The organism is Microvirga zambiensis WSM3693 (genome assembly GCF_016735695.1).
Taxonomy (GTDB): Bacteria; Pseudomonadota; Alphaproteobacteria; order Rhizobiales; family Beijerinckiaceae; genus Microvirga; species Microvirga zambiensis.
On the sequence record NZ_JAERQD010000011.1, the window covers coordinates 19372 to 35685 of the forward strand.

General features: G+C 62.0%; 12 protein-coding genes and 2 pseudogenes. 6 read left to right on the plus strand and 8 right to left on the minus strand.

The window, feature by feature from the left end; genetic code table 11:
• Positions 1-73 precede the first annotated feature (73 nt).
• Together JKL46_RS10655 and JKL46_RS10660 are read right to left on the minus strand one after the other, a co-directional pair.
• Positions 74-1309, minus strand: a complete 1236-nt coding sequence (locus tag JKL46_RS10655) for an IS110 family RNA-guided transposase (RefSeq protein WP_201832660.1) — start codon at positions 1307-1309, stop codon at positions 74-76.
• A gap of 312 nt (positions 1310-1621) precedes the next feature.
• Positions 1622-1897: pseudogene (locus JKL46_RS10660) on the minus strand (transposase); the annotation flags it as partial.
• Between the two features lie 508 nt (positions 1898-2405).
• Here JKL46_RS10660 and JKL46_RS10665 point away from each other — a divergent pair.
• Entirely contained in the window at positions 2406-3311 is a 906-nt protein-coding gene (locus JKL46_RS10665; protein WP_343074042.1) for a Kelch repeat-containing protein, read from the plus strand.
• Positions 3312-3867: 556 nt separating this feature from the next.
• Here JKL46_RS10665 and JKL46_RS10670 read toward each other — a convergent pair.
• A complete protein-coding gene (locus JKL46_RS10670; RefSeq protein ID WP_201832662.1) occupies positions 3868-4278 on the minus strand; it encodes a hypothetical protein in 411 nt (136 codons plus the stop codon).
• Positions 4279-4848: 570 nt separating this feature from the next.
• Between JKL46_RS10670 and JKL46_RS10675 the strand changes: the two genes are divergently transcribed.
• Entirely contained in the window at positions 4849-4989 is a 141-nt protein-coding gene (locus tag JKL46_RS10675; protein ID WP_201832664.1) for a hypothetical protein, read from the plus strand.
• An 18-nt stretch (positions 4990-5007) separates the two neighbouring features.
• On the opposite strand, the gene cysG is transcribed toward JKL46_RS10675, so the two are convergent.
• The 4 genes and pseudogenes from cysG to JKL46_RS10695 all read right to left on the minus strand — a co-directional run bounded on the left by cysG (position 5008) and on the right by JKL46_RS10695 (position 10628).
• On the minus strand, positions 5008-6531 hold the full coding sequence (gene cysG / locus JKL46_RS10680; RefSeq protein ID WP_201832666.1) for a siroheme synthase CysG: 1524 nt from the start codon (positions 6529-6531) through the stop codon (positions 5008-5010).
• Positions 6528-8234, minus strand: a pseudogene (locus JKL46_RS10685) (NADPH-dependent assimilatory sulfite reductase hemoprotein subunit); the annotation flags it as partial. The pseudogene JKL46_RS10685 and the gene cysG, both read right to left, overlap by 4 nt.
• Positions 8235-8257: 23 nt before the next feature.
• Positions 8258-10009, minus strand: coding sequence for a diflavin oxidoreductase (locus JKL46_RS10690; protein ID WP_201832671.1), 1752 nt, complete (start codon positions 10007-10009; stop codon positions 8258-8260).
• A gap of 157 nt (positions 10010-10166) precedes the next feature.
• Entirely contained in the window at positions 10167-10628 is a 462-nt protein-coding gene (locus JKL46_RS10695; RefSeq protein WP_201832673.1) for an Lrp/AsnC family transcriptional regulator, read from the minus strand.
• 184 nt (positions 10629-10812) lie between these two features.
• On the opposite strand from JKL46_RS10695, the gene JKL46_RS10700 reads away from it, so the two are divergent.
• The 4 genes from JKL46_RS10700 to JKL46_RS10715 all read left to right on the plus strand — a co-directional run bounded on the left by JKL46_RS10700 (position 10813) and on the right by JKL46_RS10715 (position 15448).
• Complete coding sequence (locus JKL46_RS10700; RefSeq protein WP_201832675.1) at positions 10813-11577, plus strand: phosphoadenylyl-sulfate reductase; 765 nt, start codon at positions 10813-10815, stop codon at positions 11575-11577.
• Positions 11561-12544: a sulfate adenylyltransferase subunit CysD gene (gene cysD / locus JKL46_RS10705; RefSeq protein ID WP_281399859.1), complete on the plus strand. Its 984-nt coding sequence runs from the start codon at positions 11561-11563 to the stop codon at positions 12542-12544. The genes JKL46_RS10700 and cysD overlap by 17 nt, the downstream gene beginning before the upstream one ends.
• Entirely contained in the window at positions 12544-14160 is a 1617-nt protein-coding gene (cysN, locus tag JKL46_RS10710; protein ID WP_201832676.1) for a sulfate adenylyltransferase subunit CysN, read from the plus strand. The genes cysD and cysN overlap by 1 nt, the downstream gene beginning before the upstream one ends.
• Before the next feature lie 91 nt (positions 14161-14251).
• Positions 14252-15448: an O-succinylhomoserine sulfhydrylase gene (locus tag JKL46_RS10715; RefSeq protein ID WP_201832677.1), complete on the plus strand. Its 1197-nt coding sequence runs from the start codon at positions 14252-14254 to the stop codon at positions 15446-15448.
• A 12-nt stretch (positions 15449-15460) separates the two neighbouring features.
• Here the strand turns inward: JKL46_RS10715 and JKL46_RS10720 are convergent, their stop codons facing one another.
• Positions 15461-16312 (minus strand): sulfurtransferase, encoded by an 852-nt coding sequence (locus JKL46_RS10720; RefSeq protein WP_201832678.1) that lies wholly within the window; start codon positions 16310-16312, stop codon positions 15461-15463.
• Between the last annotated feature and the right edge of the window lie 2 nt (positions 16313-16314).

Consider the following 16314-nt stretch of genomic DNA (forward strand, 5'->3'; position numbering starts at 1 on the left):
TATTCTCCTCTGGCGCACGGGTGACTCTGTGGCAAAGAGCAGGGCTTGAGGTGCAACCCCTGCCGCGCAGCCTTTATCGTCGCTCCTCGTTGAGAGCGCCCGTGCGCACCTTTCCGGATCTCGGACCACGAGGACTCCAGCCGGCCACAAACCGCGTGTAAGCGGCCTCGGCCTGTTCGACCCAGCGCCGCTCCTGGTCACGATGGCTCTTGAGATTGTAGGCGTGAGCTGCTCCTTTCTGGCCGCGGACGGCCGGATAGCCCGCCTTGAGTTCGAGCTCGCGCATCTTCTTGGCATGCAGTGCCGGGCGGGCCCACAGATAGCTCTCGCCCTTGCGCAAAAGATGCCAGATGAGGACAGCCAGCTTGCGGGCCGTTGCCACCGCTGCCACATGCTGGCCGCGCCGGCTGCTCACCCGCAGGAAGAACGCCTGCAGGGGACCAGGAGCTCGCGCCGCAGCCCAGGCAGCCTCGACCAGCATGCCACGGGCATGCCCTCGCCCTTGCTTGGTGATCCGGCCGTGGTGGGCAGGGCCCGGACCGGACTGGCGCACGCTCGGGTTCAGCCCGAGATAGCTGACCAGCTTCTGCGACGCCTCAAAACGCCGAACATCGCCGATGGCAGCCACCAGCGCGAGCGCCACCACCATGTCGATGCCGGGAATGGTCATTAGGCGCGCAACGCTCTCGTCAGCCAGAGCGGAGCGCGCGAGATCCCGCTCAATGACCCGCAGATCGTCCGCCAGTCGATCGAATTCCCGCAGATGCCGCTCAATGGCAAAGCGCTCATCGTCCGGCAGGGCCTGTTCCGACAGCCAGGCCCGTCCTTTCGGGCCACACAGATCAGCCGCTGGACACGCGGGGATCAGATGGGCATGCAGGATTGACTGGATAATGTTTTTAAGCCGGGAGCGCTGACGCACGACCTGGTTGCGCCGCGTGATCTGCCGCCGCAATGCCTGGGTCGCCTCATCAGCAATCCAGACCTCCGGTAGGAACCCACTGGCATAGAGCTGGGCCAGGACCCCAGCATCGATGGTATCGGTCTTGATCTTGGCGTGGGCGATCACCCGCACCTGCATGGGATTGGCAATGACGACCCGCTTCACATGCGGGCCGATCACAGCCGCCACGGCCGCTGCGTTGCCGGTTGCTTCGACTACGACCACGTCAGTGTCCGAAAGCGAGGCTGCGAAGGCGGTCAGCTGGTCGCGGAGCATGTCGATGCGCCCGATCCGCTTGAGCTTGCCGTCCTGCCAGGCGACCGCCTCGGCGAAGGCGCGGTGGATATCCAGTCCGATGATGCGCATGCCGGTTCCCTCCGAGCTGTGCTCGTTCAAAACAGGAGCTGGCGGGCAACACGACACCTACTGATCCGCGCTCGCAGCGCATCCGGGCAAGTCGCAAGGGGGCGGCCATGTAACGAGTTCGGGCTCTCAGCCCAACGTCTATCGGCGGCCTGCCCGCACCTTCGTACTCCCGGTGCCCCGCGTCCCAGATGGGGACCATAGCACCGCTTCCGAAGAAAGCAGATGGACGCATAAGGCACCGCAAACATCATACCGGATAACGATGTCGTGGAACGCTTCCACAAGACGGTGCTGGACGAGTTCTATCGCGTGGACATCGCGCTCCATGCGCGTGCGATCGAGCTCACGGCGCAGTCGAGCAATCTCCTTCGCCTGATCGGCCGGGGATGCGGTGCCAGTCGGCAACGGCGTGGGAGCGGCTCTGGACCGGGGCGCAGCCCCATGGGCAAGGGCTCTCCAGTTGCGCAGCATCGAGGAAGAGATCCCCAGCTCGGTCGCGATCTGCATGGTGGGTCGGCCACTGCTCATCAACAGTGCGACGGCCTCTCGCTTGGACTCGGGTGTGAAGTCTCGCCTTGTCTTCGACATCAAGCACCTTCCCGCTCCCGCAGGAACGTATCAGAGGTGTCCGTCAAAGTGAGGGAAGATCCAATCGCCGCCTGATCAAATGGCATTGTTCAGGGCCGACTAATCCAGCGTATTGAGAGCCGAGCGGGATGACTTTGACCCTTCGCTCGGATCACATTGTTTTGAATCATGAGTGTACGGGAACTCTGCTAGGACGGCACTAGGCCAGCGCTCGTAAGTGCTTTGCTACGATCGGCCTGTGCGAGAAAGCGCGCGAAATGCCAGCCTATGAGGAGCATGGATGATACATCGCCGAAACTTCTTGTTTGCCGGATCCGCAATTGTGGCCGGTCCGGCCATGGCTCAGAATCGCCATGCTCAGCATAGTCCCGCGTTGAGGCCTGTCCCCCCGTCTCCGAACCCCTTTAACAGCGTGACGCAAGGCGGAGTTCCGCACCATATCACTTCGGTGCAGGAAGCTCAGAGGGTCAGTTCCAGCCCTGCGCCCGCTGGTGTCCAAGGGCGCTGGGTGAAACGTGCGGATATGCCGCTGCCACGTTCCGAAATGGCTTGGGCCACAGTTTCCGGTGGCCGGATGCACGTCGTCGGAGGCTATGGCGAGGACAAGTTCAATGGCGCCTACCATACCGTTTACGATCCAGGCCATGATCAATGGTATGATGCGGCTCCCTTGCCGAGAGGCGCCAACCACGTAGGTGTGGTAGCGCTTGACGGTGTGATCTACGCCTTGGGCGGCTTTATCGAGCAGAACAGGCGCTGCGACACCAAGGCCTTCGCCTACGACACAGTATCGGATAGGTGGCGGGATATTGCCCCGCTACCGCGTCCGCGCGGTGCTGGAGCCGCGGTCGTGTTCAAAGGCAGTGTCCATTTCATCGGTGGTGCGACCGATCCCGCTCACGAACGCGCCAGCGTGGGTTGGCATGAGCGCTACAATCCAGCCACCGACAAGTGGGATCTGCTGCGCCCGCTCCCCGCGGCGCGGGACCATGTCGGCTGTGTGGCCCATGGCGGGGTCATCCATGTCGTGGGCGGGCGGTTCAATACCTTCCAGTACAACACCGGCCTACATCACGTTTATCTTCCCGAGCGGGATACATGGATCGAGAAGGCCTCCATGCCGACCGCCCGCTCCGGTCACGGCATGGTCATCCACGAAGGCCGATTCTTTTGTATGGGGGGTGAAGGCGGAATCATCGAACGCGGCCAAACAACGGACGCGAAGGTGTTTGGCACCATGGAAAGCTACGATCCGGCAACTGATGCTTGGCAAAGCCATGCGCCCATGCCGACTCCGCGACATGCGATAGCTGCCGTATCGATCGGAGATTGGATTTATGTAGCCGGCGGAGGGGCGGTGCTCGGAGGGGCAGTGCAAGCCTCCGTTCACGAGGCCTGGACCTCCCGCGCCTGAGCCATAACTTCGCAGAGTCGCTATGTCAGTGGTTCTGCGTCGCCACGCATTATTCACTCGTATGATATTGCAGCCGCATCACTTGAATTGGACGGCCTTCTAACCGTGTGCTTCAAACGGTCGAATGCCTTGCAGTAGGGGAGATCTCCAAGATGGCCGGGAAAGCTCTGATGCTCGCCACGTTCGCCCTGATTGCAGCCACGGCGCAGCCGCAGGCTCAACGCGCGGACACGCGTTCCAGTTTAGGAGGACCGCTGACGCTGTCCGACTTCGGCTCGTTCTTTGTAGGCGGCTGCAAGGTACGGAGCGATTACCCCAATGCGACGCCGACCGGCTTTTTCGAGCCTGGAGAAGTTATCGTCGATCAGATGTACGTGCAGTATCAGCTTCCAGCAGTGCAATCAGGACCGCCCATCGTCCTGGTGCACGGATTCGGACACACGGGCGCGACCTTCGAGACGTCCCCGACGGGCGGGAAGGGTGGGCTACTCATTTCGCGCGGAAAGGCCACCCCGTTCACGAAAACCGGGCCTCAAGACATCAGCATGAAACCCCTTCAGTTTATAGACTTGCTCAGATCGTGTTTGGGCACGTCGTGCAATACCGCACTGAGTACGTCTCTCATGTGAGAAGCTTCGGACTTAGGGAGGATATGGTGGGTCGCAAGTCCTCCCGGCTGCCGGAGCGACAAAAGCACCTTCTCGTCCTTGAGGGGCTGGAACTCCCACCAATCGAGAGGCGTGACCAGGACTGAGGCAGGGTCGTCGACTTTCCTTCGGAGAGCCTCTCCAAGTGCAACGGATGAGGCTCGAAGAAGACCAAACCCGACGTCGTACGGTAGGGCCAGAACAAGTTCCTGATCGTTATCGGCCCCAAAACGTATGATGATGTAAGAACCATCCACGGTCGCCGAAACGCCGACGACGCTCGCTATGGGGATAGCTTCAACAGAGACATCCATGGTCATGTTCCTTTCGACTGAAGCAATGATTGCGCTATGCGTGACTACCCGTCGAGTTTCTGCTCCCCGCCCTTCGTCATGCACTCTGGACTTGGCTATTTGATGCCTGGAACTAAATGGTCCGCGGTCAGATGGGATTGGCGAGGTCGCGACGCCAAGCAGCCATAGCCTCCGGCTTGGGAGAGCCGCTCCAGTCACATTGGGTTTCGCGCCATGGAACCACCCGAAGATTGTCGCGGGAGCAGACGCCATTGCAGTCATAGGTCGTCCCAAAATGCCCGTGCCTTCGGGGTATGTGCCTTTAGACTGTAGCACCCCAATTAATTTCTCTGGATTCCGTTGAACACACCGCATTCGGATGGTTGTGACAAAGGAGATTACTCAAGTCCAAGGCTGAGTGTATGCGCCCTAGAACTTTATGCTCTACGATAAAGATCCTGCGACATGATCATCAGCTAAAGCAGGATCATATGAGAAGCTTTTTCTAAACTGCGTCTGCTGAACTGAGATTACTTGTCCACCTCATGCTGAAACCTGTAGAGTTGAGAGGAGATGATAGCGGGCTCGGACGATTACATGGCTCTCGTGCATTCGCGCTCATGGCGCAAGATGATTCTTGGGATACTTCTTTTCTGGCTCACCGTCGGAGCGGCTGTTGCGGGCAGGGTTGCTTACTTCGATCAGATTGCAGCACCCGCGACGGCCAAGCCGCTGTGAGAAAAGGTATGACCGCCGTCAGTGTCCCACGAGTACGGAGGCCGATTGCTCGTTCTTCGCTGAGAGCTGTCGTTGTCCATTGCGAGCGGTGAATTCGCCGCTCGCATGAAGCGGGATTTCATGTGGTGCCGCCACGGACGCACCGATAGCAATGATCAGTGGCCCGTCTTCGGGCAGAGAAATGCCGCAAGAAACATCCTTGATGGTCGTGTAGGTGTTCTCCTGATTGTCTCTCGACACATTGCTGATCGCGACGACAGGCGTCTCGGGAGGCAGGCCGCTTTCGATCATCTGGGCTGCTAGCTTGGGCGCCGTGCGCCGTCCCATATAGACGATCGTTGTCGCCTGTAGGTCCGCCAATGCGGCGAGGTTGAGGTTCTCCGGCAGCTCTCCATGCCGATCGTGAGCAGTGACGAACTGGACCCGTTGCGCATGATCGCGATGAGTCAGGGAAGCGTTGAGCGAGGCGGCAGCGGCACTCGCAGTTGTAATGCCGGGGACGATACGGACCGGAACACCGGCTTCCTGACAGGCCGCCACCTCCTCGCCGGTACGGCCGAAAATAGCGGGATCGCCGCCTTTGAGACGAACGACACGGTCGCCGGCAAGCGCCAGATCGACAATCAAAGCGTTGATGTCTTCCTGGCGGCATGATGCGCCATGACCTTCCTTTCCGACATGAACCCGGCGGGCCTCCCGGCGGGCCAGTTCGAGAATCGCCGGCGTGACGAGGCGATCATAGACGATGACATCGGCGGCCTGCAGCTCGCGCATCGCCTTAAGGGTCAGAAGCTCGGGGTCACCCGGTCCTGCACCGACAATGACAACCTCACCTGGTCCTCGCCTCTCCGAGGCGTCTCCGCCAGCCTCGCGTGCGAGGCGCTTCAGAGCGCCGTGCGAGTCCCAACCTTGGAATTCATCCGCAAATGCGACATCGACGAACCGCTCCCAGAACCGACGCCTTCCGGGCTTCGACGGGACGATGTCCCGCAGGTGATCACGGAAGTCTTTTGCAGCCTGCGCCCATGCGCCGAGGGAGGAGGGAAGGATCGCCTCGATCCGGCGGCGGATGGCCTGACCCAGAATCGGGGCGGCTCCATCGGTCGATATGGACATAATGACTGGTGCCCGATTGACGATGGTCCCGAACTGGAAATCGCAGAAGGCCGGCTGATCGACGACGTTGACAAGGACCCCATGCCGACGGGCTGTGTCCGCAAAGAGCCGAGCCTCCTGCCGATCCTCGATATCGGCTACCGCGACCGAGACGTTCTGGAAGTCGGCATCACGCCAACTCCGCTGGGTCAGAGTGAACCGCTCCGGGTCGCTCTGGACCAGCGCGAACAACTCCGGGGATGGGTCCTCTGCAAGGATCTGGACCGTGCCGCCGGCCGCTACGAGAAGCTCCGCCTTCCAGGCGATCCCGTCGGACCCGCCCGCCACAAGAACGGTCTTTCCTGCAAGATCGAAGAAGATCGGCAACTTCGGGAGGGCGTTAAGGCGCGCGGGGCGTCGATCCTCGGGACGAAGCGGTCTGATCATTCCGCTGCCTCGGCCAGAGGGCCCGTGTTGGCGTGAAAGTCAGGTCCGTTCCTCGTCGCAGCGACAATACCTGCGCGGATGACGAAATCCCCAAACCTCTCGCTGGGCCTGCGGCCATGAGCATAAGCCGCAAAGAGCGGATCGAGAGCGCTGACGATCTCGTCGTGCTGAAGATCGGCGGCATAAAGCTTCGAGAGGCGGGAGCCGTCAAAGGCGGCGCCGAGATAGAGATTGTAGCGGCCGGGGCCTTTGCCGACGAGGCCGATCTCGGCGATATACGGGCGGGCGCAGCCATTGGGGCAGCCGGTCATGCGGATCGTGATCTCGTCCTCCGCAAGCCCGCGCAGGTTGAGCCGCTCCTCAAGGGCTGTGACGAGCGATGGTAGATAGCGTTCGCTCTCGGCGAGCGCCAGGCCGCAGGTCGGGAGGGCGACGCACGCCATCGCGTTGCGGCGCAGCGCGGTGGCCTGGCTCGTCAGGCCATATTCCTCCACCAGCGCTTCGATCTGCGGACGCTTCTCGGCCGACACATTGGCGACGATGACGTTCTGGTTCGCCGTGAGACGGAATTCCCCGTCGTGGATTTCGGCGATCCGGCGGAACCCCGTCATGAGGGACGGTCCGCCGGGAATGTCGCGCAGCCGGCCATTCTCGATGAAGAGCGTCAGGTGGGACAGGCCATCCTCGCCTTCGACCCAGCCGTATCGGTCTCCGTTGCTGTTGAATTGGAAGGGCTGTGGCTTGCCCAAAGCTTTGCCGATGCGCTTCTCGACCTCGGCCCGGAAAGCATCAAGACCACGGTCTTCGATGGTGTATTTGAGGCGGGCATGCTTGCGCAGTGTGCGGTCGCCCCAGTCACGCTGCACCGTCACCACGGCTTCGGCCACGGCGAGCGCATCCTCGGGCCGGCAGAAGCCCATCACGTCGGCGGTCCGGGGGTAGGTGTCTTCCTCGCCATGGGTCATGCCCATGCCGCCGCCCACCGTCACATTCCAGCCCTTGACCGCACTCTTTTTGTCGAGGATCGCGATGAAGCCGAGATCCTGAGCGAAGATGTCGACCTCGTTCGACGGAGGAACGGCTACCACGGTCTTGAACTTCCGTGGCAGGTAGGTGCGGCCATAGACGGGCTCAATGACCTCTTCGCCGCCGACGACCTTCTCACCGTCAAGCCAGATCTCCCGATAGGCCGGTGTCTGCGGCAGGAGGTGCTCGGAGATCGACCGCGCAAGATCGAGGGCGGCCTTGTGGACTCGGGACTGATGCGGGTTGGTGGAGGCCAGCACATTGCGGTTGACGTCGCCGCAGGCGGCCAGCGTATCGAGAAGCGCCGTGTCGATGGCCTTCATCGTCGCCTTCAGGTTCGACTTGATCACGCCATGGAACTGGAAGGTCTGCCGGGTGGTTAGGCGCAGCGTGCCATTGGCATACTCGCGGGCGATCCGGTCGAGCTGGAGCCATTGCGTCGGCGTGCACACGCCGCCGGGAATGCGCAGGCGGATCATGAAGGAATAGGCTTTCTCGAGCTTCTTCTTGGTGCGCTCAGCCCGCAGATCCCTGTCGTCCTGCAGGTACATGCCGTGGAACTTGACCAGCTGCTGGTCGTCCTCGGTGATCGCACCCGTCACGATGTCGGTGAGGCCTTCCGCGAGCGTGCCGCGGAGATAGCCGCTCGCCTCTTTGATGCGCTCGTTGCGAGAGAGTTCCTTGGACATCGACCTTCTTCTCAATAAACGTCTTGGTGATAGCGGCGGCCGCGCTCAAGCTCGGTCACGGCAAGCTCGGCAGCGTCGGACGAAAGGGCTTTGACGTCTGCGAAGGCTGCAACGAGCGCGGCGCGCACATCCTTCGCCATGGCCTTGGCGTCGCCGCAGACGTAGAGCTGGGCACCGTTATCCAGCCAGTCGATGATGTCGCGGCGCTGCTCCCAAAGGCGGTGCTGCACGTAGACCTTTTGCGGCGTGTCGCGCGAGAAGGCGAGGTCGATCCGGGACAGTGATCCGTCCTTCAGGGCATCCTGCCATTCCAGTTGATAGAGGAAGTCGTCCGTGTAGCGCCGGTCGCCGAAGAACAGCCAGGACTTGCCGCTGGCACCGATGGCCCGCCGCTCCTGCGCGAAGGCACGGAAGGGGGCAATGCCGGTTCCTGGGCCGATCATGATGATGTCAGTCTTGGGATCGGGCAGCCGGAAATGCTTGTTGGGTTTGAGGCGAACGCGTGTCGATGCGCCCGCCTTGAGGCGGTCCGCCACGAAGGTCGAGGCGACACCGCCACGGGCCCGGCCATGCGTTTCATAGCGGACGGCCGCAATGAGCAGATGGGCTTCGTCGCCGACATCCTTGCGCGAAGAGGCAATGGAATAAGCCCGCGGCGGCAAGGGGCGTGTGAGGGCCGTGAGCTGCTGAGCCGTCAACGATGCGGGAAAGGCCTCGACCAAGTCTATCAGTTGGCGCCCCTCGATCCAGGCGCGCGCCTGCCCCTCCTCCAGAAGCTTGCGCACGTCGGCATGCCCGGTCTCGGCAGCAAAGGCTTCAAGCGTCTTGAGAGAGAGCGTGGTGATATCCCGTTCGGTGGTCAGGGAGGCGCGCAGAGCGTCTTCGCCACTGAGCCCTGTGGCCGCAAGAACGGACTCGATAAGCGCCGGATGGTTTTCGGGAAAGAGTTCGAGCGAGTCGCCGGGCTCATAGGCCGGGGCCCCGTGCTCAAAGCCGAGCGCCAGGTGAATGGTCTCCTTGCCGGAGCGGGAGGAGTTCAGGTTGATGTGCTCGAGCACTTCGGCTGTCAGCGGCTCGCGGCTGACCTCGGTGGTGCTGCGGGCGCTGAAATCCACCGCGACCACATTGTCGGATGCACTCTGGTCGGGCGCGAGTGTCTCAAGGGTGCTCTTGATCCAGGCCACAGCCGGGGCCTCGAAATCGAGGTCGCAATCGATCCTGTCGACGGCCCGCACCGCCCCGAGTTCCGCAAGCCGTGCGTCGATGGCCTTGCCGACGCCGCAGAAGTCTGCGTAGGCAGTATCGCCCAAGGCCAGGACGGCATAGGTGATGCCCTCAAGACGCGGCGCCGATGCTCCCATCAGGTCAGCATAGGCCCGCGTGGCGCGCGAAGGTGGCTCGCCCTCGCCCCAGGTTGCGGCAATCACCACGAGGCGGCTGTGGTTCGGCAGGTCGGCGATATCGAGGTCCGCGCAATCGATGATCTTGGGCTTGAAGCCGCTTTTCTTGGCGAGCTTTGCCACATCCTGAGCCAACCGCTCGGCGTTACCGGATTCGCTGGCAAACAGGATCGTGAGAGGCTCAGCCGCGCGGGCTGGCGCATCCACAATAGGGAGCGGCGTTTGGCTTGCATCGATGCCCGCGAGAAAGCCGGCGAGCCACGCACGCTGAAGCGGGGAGGCGGCGCTCAAGACGCGATCGAGGCTGAGCCGGTCGTCGTCACCGAAAGGGGCGGTTTGTGGGAGAAGCGCTGATGCTGACATGGCTCGAATGTCGCGCGCTGCCCCGGAGCAAGTCAATGGAATGTTCTTTTTAAAGAACGACGATCGGCAGGAAACTTCTTTTGTAAGATTCAAAAAAGAGAGAAGAGAATTCTGTTTATCTATAGGCTTAGGATTATATATCTATCATTGGCTTGCGTCACACGGTTATCTGGATCGGGAGCGCCGTGGTGAACTTGACCCGCTCGACGCTGAAGCGCGAGCTGACTGTCTTGAGCGGAACGATCGCGATCAAACGCTTATAAAACAAGTCATAAGCCTTCACGTCCGAGACCACGACGCGAAGGATGTAGTCGACGTCGCCGGCCATCCGGTGGAACTCGACAACCTCGTCCATGGTCGCAATCGCCTCGATGAACCGGTCGATCGCCTCCTGGGTATGATCACCGACTTCGATGGACACAAAGACGGTCAGGCCGAGACCCAGTTTCTCAGGATCCAGAAGCGCGACCCGTCGCTGGATCACGCCCTCGGCCTCAAGACGTTGGATCCTCTTCCAGCATGGCGTTTGAGACAACCCGACCTTATGGCCGATGTCCGCGACAGAAAGCGTGCCATTCTGCTGAATAAGGTCCAAAATTTTTCGGTCGATGCGATCCATCTCTGCATCCCGCCTTTTGTCGAATATGATTGTCCTTGTTCCGAGCTTTGAGGAAAAAATCTTCTCTTCTTGGGATAACTTGCCCCTTCGATCAATCGATCGCCTCGTCGAGTCAGAACAACCTGACCTTGACACCGTTCGTTATTAAGAACAAGTTCGATCTCACACTTTGGAGACAGTTTCCATGGATCTGGGTTCAGGAGGAGCCGGAGCGGAGGCTCTGGCCCACGCCATGACCGATGTCAGCCTTCCCGAGCGGCTTACCCTCGTCTCGCGCTCGATCAGTGGCCGGCTCGTGTTTACGACAAGCTTCGGGCTCGAGGATCAGGCCCTCACCCACGCCATTTTCCGGGCCGGCCTCGATGTTCATGTTGAGATCGTCACCCTCGATACCGGACGGCTGTTCCCCGAGACCTATGACCTGTGGGCGCAGACGGAGGATCGCTACGGACGCCGGATCCGGGCGGTCAACCCGGATCGGTCCGGTCTGGAAACTCTGGTCACCGGCCAGGGGATCAACGGTTTTCGTCACTCTGTGGAAGCCCGCAAGGCATGCTGTGACATCAGGAAGGTGGAGCCTCTTGGCCGGGCACTCGCGGGCGCCGCAGGCTGGATCACGGGCCTGCGCGCCGAGCAATCCGCCTTCCGGGCTGCGGTGCCTTTTGCGGTTCACGACAGCAGTTACGGACTGATCAAGGTCAACCCACTGGCGGACTGGAACCGCCAGGACCTTGTCCGATACGTGGCCGACAATGCCATTCCCTATAATCCGCTGCACGATCAGGGCGTTCCCTCCATCGGCTGCGCACCCTGCACCCGTGCGGTCCGTCTCGGCGAGCCCGAGCGTGCAGGCCGCTGGTGGTGGGAGCAGGAGAGCAAGAAGGAATGCGGCCTGCACCTCGTGCCAACACAGACAACACAGGAGCCGTCCCATGACCGGGTGGCGTGACGGCGCTATGCGCCGCGCAGGGCAGCCTTATCCTCAAGGGCCGGCCCTTGAGCGTGAATTGCCGGAAGCCGGACTGACCCATCTCAATCGCCTCGAGGCGGAGAGCATCTACATCATGCGCGAGGCGGTGGCCGAGAGCGACAATCCAGTCATGCTGTACTCAATCGGCAAGGACTCGTCGGTTCTGCTGCATCTTGCGCTAAAGGCCTTCTACCCGGCAAAGCCTCCGTTTCCGCTGCTGCATGTCGACACCACTTGGAAGTTCCGCGAGATGATCGCCTTTCGCGATCGTCGGGCGAAGGAGTTGGGTCTCGACCTGCTGGTGCACACTAACCCGGATGGCCTTGCGCGCAACATCGGCCCGATCAGCCATGGTTCAGAGGTCCATACCGATGTCATGAAGACCCAGGCGCTCAAGCAGGCGCTCGAGCGGTATGGGTTCGACGCTGCTTTCGGTGGCGCCCGCCGCGACGAAGAGAAGTCGCGCGCGAAGGAACGGGTGTTCTCGTTGCGCAATGCCCATCATCGCTGGGATCCCAAGCGGCAGCGGCCAGAGCCCTGGCAGCTTTACAACGGGCGCAAGCGCCGCGGCGAGAGCCTGCGCGTTTTCCCGCTGTCGAACTGGACCGAACTCGACATCTGGCTCTACATCCATCGGGAGAACATCCCGATCGTGCCGCTCTATTTCGCGGCCGAACGACCGGTCGTGGAGCGCGACGGCATGCTCGTCATGGTCGATGATGACAGGCTGCCGCTGCATCCTGGCGAGCAGCCGCAGCCGAGATCGGTCCGATTCAGGACGCTCGGCTGCTATCCGTTGACAGGAGCCGTAGAGAGCACGGCCGCCACTCTCCCGGACATCATCCGCGAGACGCTTGAGGCGCGCACGTCCGAGCGCCACGGGCGCGCGATTGACAAGGACACGGCCGCGTCCATGGAACGCAAGAAGCAAGAGGGCTATTTCTGATGACTGTCCGTCCCGCACCCGACAGCTTTCTGCTGGAGGACTACCTCGCGGCCCATGAACGCAAGAGTTTGCTCCGCTTCATCACCTGCGGCTCCGTCGATGACGGCAAATCCACATTGATCGGTCGTCTGCTGTACGAGTCCAAGCGTCTGTTCGACGACCAGCTGGCGACGCTGGAGCGTGACTCGCGTAAGCATGGAACGCAGGGCGGAGGCATCGATTTCGCGCTCCTGGTGGATGGACTCGCCAGCGAGCGCGAGCAGGGGATCACGATCGACGTCGCCTATCGCTTTTTCTCGACGGACCGGCGAACCTTCATCGTCGCCGATACACCCGGCCACGAACAATACACGCGGAATATGGCGACAGGCGCCTCGACCGCGGATGTCGCCATCCTGCTCATCGATGCGCGCAAGGGGCTCACGCGCCAAACCCGCCGTCATGCGCTTCTCGTGTCGATGCTTGGTATCCGCCATGTCGCCTTGGCCATCAACAAGATGGACCTCGTGGAATGGTCCGAGGAGAGATTCAAGCACATCAGTGCGGAGTTCCGCACCTTCTCGGTCAATCTGGGCTTCGATCAGATTGCCGCCATTCCCTTGTCGGCCCTGCACGGCGAGAACGTCGTCGAGCCATCGTCGCAAGCATCCTGGTATGCCGGGCCGACGCTGCTCTCCTATCTCGAGACTGTCGAGGTCGAGCAGAAGGCCGAGGCCGAGCCGTTTCGCATGCCGGTCCAGTGGGTCAACCGGCCCAACCCGGAGTTTCGTGGCTTTGCCGGCTTTGTCACCAGCGGCCGTGTCAAATCCGGCGACCGTGTGCGGATCCTGCCCTCGGGACTGGAGACCTCCATTGCGCAGATCGTGACGATGGACGGAGTGCTGAACCAGGCCGTTGCCGGTCAGTCCGTCACGCTCACCCTGTCCGACGAGGTCGACATCTCCCGTGGGGACGTCATCGCCTCTCTGGAGAGGCAGGCTCAGGTCTCCGACAAGATCGACGCCCGCCTGTTCTGGATGGCGACGGAGCACCTGAAGGAAGGTGACCAGTTTCTGTTGAAGATCGGTGCAGCATCAGTGCCTGCAAGGGTCGTCCGTGTGCGTCAGAGGATCGATCTTGCCTCCCTAGCCTCTGTGCCCGTGTCGTCACTGGGCGCCAACGACATCGGCCATGTGGTTCTCGCACTGGACCAGCCTATCGCCTTCGATCCCTATACCGAGAGCCGCCGCACCGGTGGGTTCATTCTCATCGACCGGGAGAGCTTCGACACGGTTGCGATCGGGCTCGTGGATGGGGCGGTGGCAGAGCAGCCGATCAACCTCCACGTCGTCCGCAACAACGCTCCGTTGGCCTGGATCAAGTGGACGGGCGAGCAGAAGCGGCGCAGCGCTCTCAAGGCCATGTCGTGGCGGGTCATCGGGTCGGTTGCGACGATCGGTGCCGCTATGGTCCTGAGCCAGGATATCCGCTTGGCCGCGGCTATCGGCGCGACCGAAGTTGTGACCAAGCTCGTGCTCTATTACGGCCACGAGCGTCTCTGGGCCCGGATCCGCTATGGCCTGTCCTTTGCAACCGGCCAGCATAGCGGCGGTCCCCAGAGTTCCGGCGCCAAGTAGGCGCCAGCTCTCTTTCACAATCCCTAATCATCATGACAAACGCCCGCTGAACCACCGAGGAGGAGCAGCTGGCCAGGGTGAAGGAAGAACCATGAGCGAGCGTTCACGTCGAAGCCGGCCCCTGCACGCGGATACCCGTCTTGTCCATGAAGGCACCCTGCGGTCGGAATTCGGCGAGACCTCCGAAGCACTCTACCTCACCCAGGGCCATGTTTATGGCAGCGCGGAAGAGTGTGAGGCCCGCTTCAAGGGAGAGAGCCCAGGCTTTCTCTATGCCCGCTTCTCAAACCCGACCGTCACGATGTTCGAGCAGCGCATCGCCTCCTTTGAAGGCGCCGAGGCCGCGCGCGCGACGGCGACCGGCATGGCCGCCGTGACGGCGGCTCTCATGGGACTGCTGCAGGCGGGAGACCACGTCGTTGCCGCCCGTGCCCTGTTCGGGTCATGCCGTTATGTCATTGCCGAACTCCTGCCGCGGTTTGGCGTGGCCGCCACCCTGGTCGACGGAACCGATCTCGACGCGTGGCGCAAGGCCGTGCGGCCGGAGACGAAGGTCTTCTTTCTCGAGAGCCCGGCCAATCCCACGCTCGAGGTCATCGACATCGAGGCTGTTGCCGGGATTGCGCGCACCGCCGGGGCGAAGCTGGTGGTGGACAACGTGTTCTCGTCCCCGATCTGGCAGAAGCCGCTGCAGCTCGGTGCCGATTGCGTCGTCTATTCGGCCACCAAGCACATCGACGGGCAGGGGCGCTGCCTTGGCGGCGTGATCCTCGCATCCGAAGAGTTCATCCAGACCCACATTCATACGCTGCTCAGGCAAACGGGCCCTTCCATGTCTCCGTTCAATGCCTGGGTGCTTCTCAAGAGCCTGGAAACGCTCCCCTTGCGCGTCGAGCGCCAGACCCGGACGACGGCGATTGTCGCAGACGCATTGGCAGGACATGCCAAGATCCGCCGCCTGATCTATCCGGGCCGCGCCGATCACCCGCAGGCGGAGGTCATCGCCCGGCAGATGACAGGCGGCTCCACCTTGATCGCGCTCGAGATCGACGGCGGCAAGGAAGGGGCCTTCCGCTTCCTGAATGCCCTCGATCTGATCAGGATCTCCAACAATCTCGGCGACGCCAAGAGCCTGATCACCCATCCGGCGACGACGACGCACCAGCGCTTCACAGCCGAGGAGCGCGCGGAAATGGGTGTCTCGGAAGGTCTCGTCAGGCTCTCAGTGGGCCTTGAGCATCCCGATGATCTGATCGACGACCTGACGCAGGCTCTCGAGCGCGTCTGAGGTAGTTGCGGTTTAGCTGGCGTTCGTCGCGACAGGCCGGTGGGGATCCTGGGTCCACTCTGACATCGAGCCATCATACAGCATCACGTCGGGGCGCTTGAGCACCTCCGAGAGGATGAACCAGTTCGTGGAGGCGAGGTGGCCAGTGTTGCAGTAGCTCACTACAGGCCCGGGAGGAATGCGCTCGAACAATGGCTCGAGTTCTGTGACAGGGCGCAGACGCCCAGTCCCAGGCTGGATGGCTCTGCTCTGGTCCAGATGAACCGCGCCCGGAAGATGTCCGGCGCGGGCAACCTGCGGGCTCTTCTCACGCCCGTCGAATTGGACCTGCGAGCGGCCGTCGAGCAACGTTGCGTTGTCATGTGCCACAGCTTTCTCGACAGTATCGATCTCAGCGCGAAGATTTCCGGCGAGCTGTACGGGATAAAGCGGTCTCGGTGTCGGCGCAGACACGCCGGTGTCCTCCGTGCCGCCGGCTTCCCGCCACGCCCGGAAGCCACCGTCGAGGATCGACACCTGTCTGTGACCGACAGCTTTCAGCGTCCAATAAACCCGGGCGGCGGCGCTGAAATCAGATGCAGTTTCTCCGGCCGATACAATGACAACTTGATGCTCAGGCGCGACGCCGATGCGGCTCAGCAGCGCGGACAAATGACCGGCATCGGGGAGCAGACCGCCGGCACCGCCTTCGGCAATCCGCCAGCCGTCGGCGGCATAGTCGCTGTGAATGGCACCGGGGATGTGCCCGGCCTTGAACGCCTCCTGACCGCCGCTCTCCGTTGAGCGAATATCGATGATCAGAAGCGATGGGTCGGCGCTGCGGTCCCTCAGCCATTCGGTCGAAACGAGGGGTGATACAGTCATGG